The organism is Megasphaera sp. AM44-1BH (assembly GCF_003467125.1).
In the GTDB taxonomy this organism is placed as follows: Bacteria; Bacillota; Negativicutes; order Veillonellales; family Megasphaeraceae; genus Megasphaera.
On record NZ_QSFA01000043.1, the window covers coordinates 1 to 6,134 of the forward strand.

Annotated in this window: 7 protein-coding genes; 6 read left to right on the forward strand and 1 reads right to left on the reverse strand. The window is 47.6% G+C overall.

The window, feature by feature from the left end:
• The first annotated feature begins 136 nt into the window (after window positions 1–136).
• On the forward strand, window positions 137–511 hold the full coding sequence (locus DW949_RS13330; RefSeq protein WP_158570692.1) for a recombinase family protein: 375 nt from the start codon (window positions 137–139) through the stop codon (window positions 509–511).
• Window positions 512–572: 61 nt separating this feature from the next.
• Here DW949_RS13330 and DW949_RS13335 read toward each other — a convergent pair whose 3' ends face one another.
• Window positions 573–2,042, reverse strand: a complete 1,470-nt coding sequence (locus DW949_RS13335) for an amino acid permease (RefSeq protein WP_118023659.1) — start codon at window positions 2,040–2,042, stop codon at window positions 573–575.
• A 261-nt stretch (window positions 2,043–2,303) separates the two neighbouring features.
• Here DW949_RS13335 and DW949_RS13340 point away from each other — a divergent pair, with 261 nt between their 5' ends.
• From DW949_RS13340 to DW949_RS13360, 5 genes are read left to right on the forward strand one after another with little or no spacing between them, the layout of a single operon-like run.
• Window positions 2,304–2,714, forward strand: coding sequence for a zinc ribbon domain-containing protein (locus DW949_RS13340; RefSeq protein ID WP_158570693.1), 411 nt, complete (start codon window positions 2,304–2,306; stop codon window positions 2,712–2,714).
• A 21-nt stretch (window positions 2,715–2,735) separates the two neighbouring features.
• The gene (locus DW949_RS13345) at window positions 2,736–3,281 is read left to right on the forward strand and encodes a hypothetical protein (RefSeq protein ID WP_118023661.1); all 546 of its coding nucleotides are present in this window, start codon (window positions 2,736–2,738) and stop codon (window positions 3,279–3,281) included.
• Window positions 3,282–3,293: 12 nt separating this feature from the next.
• Entirely contained in the window at window positions 3,294–3,560 is a 267-nt protein-coding gene (locus DW949_RS13350; protein ID WP_118023662.1) for a chorismate mutase, read from the forward strand.
• On the forward strand, window positions 3,538–5,730 hold the full coding sequence (locus DW949_RS13355) for an ATP-dependent RecD-like DNA helicase (protein WP_233539608.1): 2,193 nt from the start codon (window positions 3,538–3,540) through the stop codon (window positions 5,728–5,730). The genes DW949_RS13350 and DW949_RS13355 overlap by 23 nt, the downstream gene beginning before the upstream one ends.
• On the forward strand, window positions 5,730–6,125 hold the full coding sequence (locus DW949_RS13360) for a ComF family protein (protein ID WP_118023663.1): 396 nt from the start codon (window positions 5,730–5,732) through the stop codon (window positions 6,123–6,125). Before DW949_RS13355 ends, DW949_RS13360 begins: the two co-directional genes overlap by 1 nt.
• The last annotated feature ends 9 nt before the right edge of the window (window positions 6,126–6,134 follow it).

Sequence of the window (6,134 nt, forward strand, 5' to 3'; positions counted from 1 at the left end):
ATCCCTACCGGGTCACCACAGGCAGCTCATGCATTTTGTATGAGCTGCTTTTATATTGTATGATTCCTATTCTTTTTGGTTAGTCAGGTGAATAGATATGAAGTATGGATACACTTGCGTAAATCCTTCATTTTTTATGGAGTTTCAACAGAATTTGCCGCAGCAGAAGGAGTTATTGCGTGCTGGCGTAAAGAAGGAACACATGATTATTGAGGATGCGAGTCTGAGTCATCCTGATCATCCTGCCAGAAGCCTCCTGTTGCGCCGTCTGAAAGCCGGAGATGAGCTGGTTTGTTATTCACAATGTGACCTGGGAGAAACAGCTGATGAACGCTGGGATTGCCTGAATGGTCTCTCTGACCGCCGGGTAGCTGTCCGCATGCTTCATATGATGTATGAACCTGATGTAAAAGACGTTTCCAATCGTTTTACCTCTTTGCGGGACGCTGTCCGTGAAGGCCGTCTTGCATTATGTGCGTATCATAAACTGACTACGGAAACTGAAAGATGAATAGATGTATATAAAAAGGATGTAACGAAATATCTGTGTTATTTCGTTACATCCTTTTTTGTTACGGTTTAATCCGCGCATTTCCTTCACGGGAAAGATTCACGTCTTTTAATGGAATAAGGCGCGTATGATTTTTTGCTTTATGCCAGAGGAAGACGGCTAAAAATACGGGAATGCCAATGTAGGCGACACTGGCACCGTACCAGTCTATTTCCGCTCCGGTAAAGGCTGAATAATTCTGGCCTGCTGTGACGATGATGCACATCAATAACGCCAGAAGCGGACCAAAGGGGAACCATTTTGCGCGGTACGGGAGGTCTTTCAGATCCTTGCCCTGTGCGACATAGGCACGACGGAAACGGTAATGGCAGATGGCAATACCAATCCAGGTGATAAATCCAGCCATACCGCTGATATTAACCAGCCAGTCGTATGCTTTGCCTTCACCAATGAGTGAGGTCAGAAAAGCGGCCAGCCCAAAAACGACAGTAGCAAAAAGGGCGTTGGATGGTACTCCTCGTTTATTTAGTTTCAGGAAGCATTTAGGAGCCTGTCCTGTTTCTGCCATGGCATACAACATCCGGGTCGATACATACAGGCCAGAGTTGCCTGCCGATAATACTGCAGTCAGGATGACTGCATTCATGACAGATGCAGCGGCTGCCAGGCCGAACCGTTCGAATACCAGAGTAAAGGGACTCACAGAAATATTTTCAATTTCTGTATTCAGTAAATTCGGATCCGTGTAGGGAATAAGAAAACCGATTACGATAAATGCCCCTAAATAAAAGAGCAGGATACGCCAGAAAATTGATTTGACGGCGCGGGGGACATTTTTTTCCGGGTCTTCACTTTCACCTGCAGCAATACCTATCATTTCGGTTCCCTGGAATGAAAAGCCGGCTACCATGAAAATGCCTAACATGGCGGTAAAGCCGCCGACAAATGGTGCATCACCGATGGTCCAGTTCGTAAATCCCGGTGATGGTTCCGGCCCGAGACCGAGAATCAGAAGAGTACCGGCAAAAAGGAATACGAGTACCGTAAGCACCTTTATGCCGGCAAAAATGAATTCGCTTTCGCCATATGAGCGGGTAGAGAGGTAATTCAATGTAAATAATACGATAAGAAAAATTCCGCTCCAGATGGCTGCCGGTATATCCGGGAACCAGTATTTCATGATCAGTGCGCCTGCTACTAATTCAGCTGCCACAGTAATCGCCCAGTTGAACCAGTAATTCCATCCCAGGGCAAACCCAAGCGACTTGTCTACATAGCGGTTTGCATACGTTTCAAATGAACCGCTGACAGGCAGATATGCCGCCATTTCTCCCAGGCTGGTCATGAGAAAGTAGACCATGATACCAATCAGGGAATAGGCGACGAGAGCACCTCCTGGCCCGGCTGTGCTGACCGTTTCCCCACCGGCTACAAAAAGTCCTGTCCCGATGGCACCGCCAATGGCAATCATATTCATATGACGTGCTTTCAGACTTCGTCGCAGGCCTTCTTCGTGCTGTTCTTCTTGCATGAAATCACTACCTTTATATGTAATTGTATAAGAACACCCCAATAAATTCTATTATACAGAAATTTATGCATGATAGCAATGGGAGTGTTCTTTTTATAGTATACATTTTAACGTATACAATTTCATCTGTCTAATATATAGATAGGATACGTGCCCATCATGGTAAAGCTTCTTTTACAGATAGTTTGCTGTTCATGCCGATTTAACGTATAATAGATAACATAGCACGTATGATACTTTGTATACAGAAGGTGAATGGATATGTCTTTTATCGCATATATTATTTTTGCCGTTCTCGTCGGGATATGGGCCAGCCACCGGGGACGCAACGGAATCATCTGGACTCTGGCCGCTCTGTTGATCAGTCCTGTGCTGGCCGCCATCGTACTGGCTGTCATGAAGGATTTATCTATTGAACAGGAACTCGAACGGAGCCGCAGAGAAAATGGCATGCTGAAGGAACGAGTGGCTGTTTCTGAGGCAGATATGCATTCGCGGATGGACCATATGGAACACCGGATCGACCATCTGGAAGGAAAAGAACCTGAAGAAATACAGCAGGAGGACAAACGGGAATTAAGTGGCAGCCCGTCTCCCCGATTTTGTAAGCACTGTGGAAGCAAGGTGCCTGATGACAGCGTTTATTGTCCCAAATGTGGATCCCGGTTATAGTGCAGGAGGAATGGCAGGAATATGATAAAAAAAATCCGTCATTATTATGGCTCATCTTATATTACGCTGGCTGGCGAACTAAATCTGGCTTCTGAATCAAGAGGCCGGTTGTTTACGCTGACTCCGGAATTGAAACAGACGGTTAACCAGATGATCTCTATATTACAGGAGGATTTTCCGTTTATCCGTCATGACATACAGGAAGGTATTATGGAAACAACAATCAGCCTGTTTGCCTATCGGAGTGCCTGCGCAGATTCGCTGTTCCTGAACCACCTGAAACAGTGGCTCATCAACCTGGCGCGCGTCTTATATGCCCATCATTGTATTGTTACGATACATTGCAATGGGACTATTATTCGAGACGGAATTGCCAGGGATTTCTGTCTGCTGAACAAAGGAGAAGAAATCCAATACAAGATTACTGCCGAAAGAGCCGTTACATTTGTGCAACGGGTCCTGTTTTCTCCATGGTGGCGGGGGAGCCTGACTATTATTTTACTGATTGTGCTGGTCTGGTTACTATATGAGCAATGGAATCCCCAGCCGGCTGGACAACTTTTTTAGGAGTGATAGGGTATGGAACTGGAAACGTGTCGTCGTGAGATTGACCGGCTGGATCAGGAATTGACGAAGCTATTGGAGGAACGGATGAAAATCGTTGCCCAGGTAGCTGCCTATAAAAAAGAACATCATTTGGAAATATACGATCCCCGGCGGGAACGGGCTGTCCTGGATAAAATCGCCGGACTGGCAGCAGATAAAGATTTGGCTTCCTATTTGCAGACGATTTACCGGTGTATCATGGATGAAAGTAAGAATTATGAACGAAAACGTATGGAATAATGCTATGACGAAGGAACGTAATACATTACAAGGCGTCGTAGAACGCATTTTGTTTGAAGCACCCGATTCGGATTATCTCGTATTCCGACTGCGCCGCGAAGATGATGATTCTGTCGTTACCGTGACGGGAAATGGTAGTAAGCCTCTGGTAGGTGACCGGCTGGAGGTCCAGGGACGCTGGACAGAGCACCGCCGGTATGGCAGACAGTATCAGGCAGGATGCTGGAAACGCCTGGTTCCCGATACGGAGGAAGGGATGGAGCGATTCCTGGCATCGGGGGCTGTCAAGGGGATAGGACCGTCTCTGGCACATCGCATCGTCGAAGCCTTTGGCAGTGCTGCTATGGAGGTATTGGAGAAAGAACCACAGCGTCTCCTGGAAATAGAGGGCATTGGCAGAAAGAAACTGGCGGATATAACGGATTCGTTCCGCAAAGAAAAAGAAGTGAATGACATTGCTATTTGCCTGGAAACACACGGTATTTCCGGACGCTTCGCTTCCCGCCTGGTACAGAAATATGGCAGTGATACCCAATATGTACTGGAACATGAACCGTACCGGATGATTCTGGAAATCGAAGGAATCGGGTTTAAAACGGCAGATCAGATGGCCATTGCTTTTGGCATGGACCCGGCATCAGACGAGCGTCTGGCAGCCGGTATGACCTATGTACTTTCTGAAATGACGGGCAATGGGCATGTCTGCATCCCTGATACGGAGTTGATCCGCCGGACTGCTGCTGTTCTTCGTGCAGAGCCATTGCAGTTACGGAATATTCTGGAAGAGGCCCTTGACATAGGCCAGCTGATATCGGCTGATTACGGCAGCGGAACCTATATTTATATTCCGGAAATGTATGATGAAGAATGTGACATTGCCAGACGGATCCAGTATATGTCGGAAATGAAGCCGCTGTCTATCCATACGCCGGTTCAGTTATTTCTGGACCGCTGGCAGGATATCTGCCATTTTGAACTGGCAGAAAAACAACGAGAAGCAGTGGAAGCATCTCTGCAGTCAGGACTGCTGGTCATTACTGGCGGACCGGGAACGGGCAAGACGACGGTCGTGCAGACGATCATCAGTCTGGCTGAACAGGAACAATTGCGCATCATCTTATGTGCTCCGACGGGCAGGGCAGCTAAACGCCTTTCGGAGACGACTGAACGAAAAGCACTGACGATTCACCGTCTGCTGGTCCCCATGGGATTCCATGGCCGTATGCAGGTATTTGAATATAATGAAACGAATCTCCTCAAGGCCGATCTGGTCATCGTCGATGAAGTATCGATGCTGGACATGAGCCTGATGTATCACCTTTTCCAGGCATTACCGCCGGCCTGCCGTGTTATTTTGGTCGGGGATGCCGACCAGCTTCCGTCTGTCGGCGCCGGGTCCGTCCTGCATGATATTATCCGTTCCGGCCGCGTATCGGTTATCCGGCTGGATACGATTTTCCGGCAGCGGGAAGGCGGCCGTATCGTGACCAATGCTCATCTCATCAATTACGGCCGGATGCCCGTCGTCAATGAAGATGAAGAGTTTCGTTTTGTTGCTATTGACAGTGAAAGCCAGGGAGCAGAAATCATCAGCCGGTTATATGAATCCGAGTCATCTGAAACGGGCGATAAATTTGCTGTACAAGTGGTATCGCCTATGTACCGCCAGGATTGCGGTGTCGATCACCTGAATGCACTGATACAGGAAACGACAAATCCTCCGGCACCGGGAAAATCAGAATTAAAAAATGGACATACAGTGTATCGAACTGGCGATAAAGTAATGCAGAAGCAAAATGATTACGAAAAAGGCGTATTCAACGGTGACATAGGAGAAGTGTTTGCTGTAACCGATAAGACCGTATATGTCCGATATCCGGAACACGATGTCAAATATGAAGGACCGGAACTGGACGAAATAACGCTGGCATATGCCATTACGGTCCATAAAAGCCAGGGAAGCGAATATCAGGTTGTCATTATGGCACTGGTCAACAGCCATGCTATCATGCTGCAGCGGAATCTCTTGTATACGGCAGTGACCAGAGCAAAACGAAAGGTAATACTGGTAGGGACGAAACGGGCATTGGAAAGGGCCGTGCAGAACGTACGGACCAGTCAGCGTCATACGCTGCTGGCAGAGCGGATACGTCAGGAGGAAATCACTTGATGAACTGGTTGCATACTATTTTGTTTCCACCGCGTTGTCCCGGTTGTGGCCGGTCTGTCAGCAGCCACGGTACATGGTGTTCCCTTTGCTTTCAGTCTGTATGGCATCCCAGACTCGTTAATGGCAGCCGACGTAATCACCTTGACGGATGTTATGCCCTGACTGACTACAGAGGCCATATACGGCGTATTCTGCAGCAGATTAAATATGAACGGAAATTCCAATATGAGGCAGCATGTCTGTATTTGTTATCCCGTTTTCCCTGGATGGATGAAATCCGTACGGATATAGCTGTTCCCGTTCCACTGTCCCTGACGAGGCTTCGGAAACGGGGATATAATCAGAGCGAATTTATTTTGGTATTAGTCCAGATTTTGTGGTGTGGTCACCCCTAGTCCAATTTT

Bases quoted from the DNA above. Each gene is read 5' to 3' on its own strand.
- DW949_RS13330 (WP_158570692.1), top strand. From the start codon at position 137: ATGGAGTTTCAACAGAATTTGCCGCAGCAGAAGGAGTTATTGCGTGCT.
- DW949_RS13335 (WP_118023659.1), bottom strand. From the start codon at position 2,042: ATGCAAGAAGAACAGCACGAAGAAGGCCTGCGACGAAGTCTGAAAGCA.
- DW949_RS13340 (WP_158570693.1), top strand. From the start codon at position 2,304: ATGTCTTTTATCGCATATATTATTTTTGCCGTTCTCGTCGGGATATGG.
- DW949_RS13345 (WP_118023661.1), top strand. From the start codon at position 2,736: ATGATAAAAAAAATCCGTCATTATTATGGCTCATCTTATATTACGCTG.
- DW949_RS13350 (WP_118023662.1), top strand. From the start codon at position 3,294: ATGGAACTGGAAACGTGTCGTCGTGAGATTGACCGGCTGGATCAGGAA.
- DW949_RS13355 (WP_233539608.1), top strand. From the start codon at position 3,538: ATGAACGAAAACGTATGGAATAATGCTATGACGAAGGAACGTAATACA.
- DW949_RS13360 (WP_118023663.1), top strand. From the start codon at position 5,730: ATGAACTGGTTGCATACTATTTTGTTTCCACCGCGTTGTCCCGGTTGT.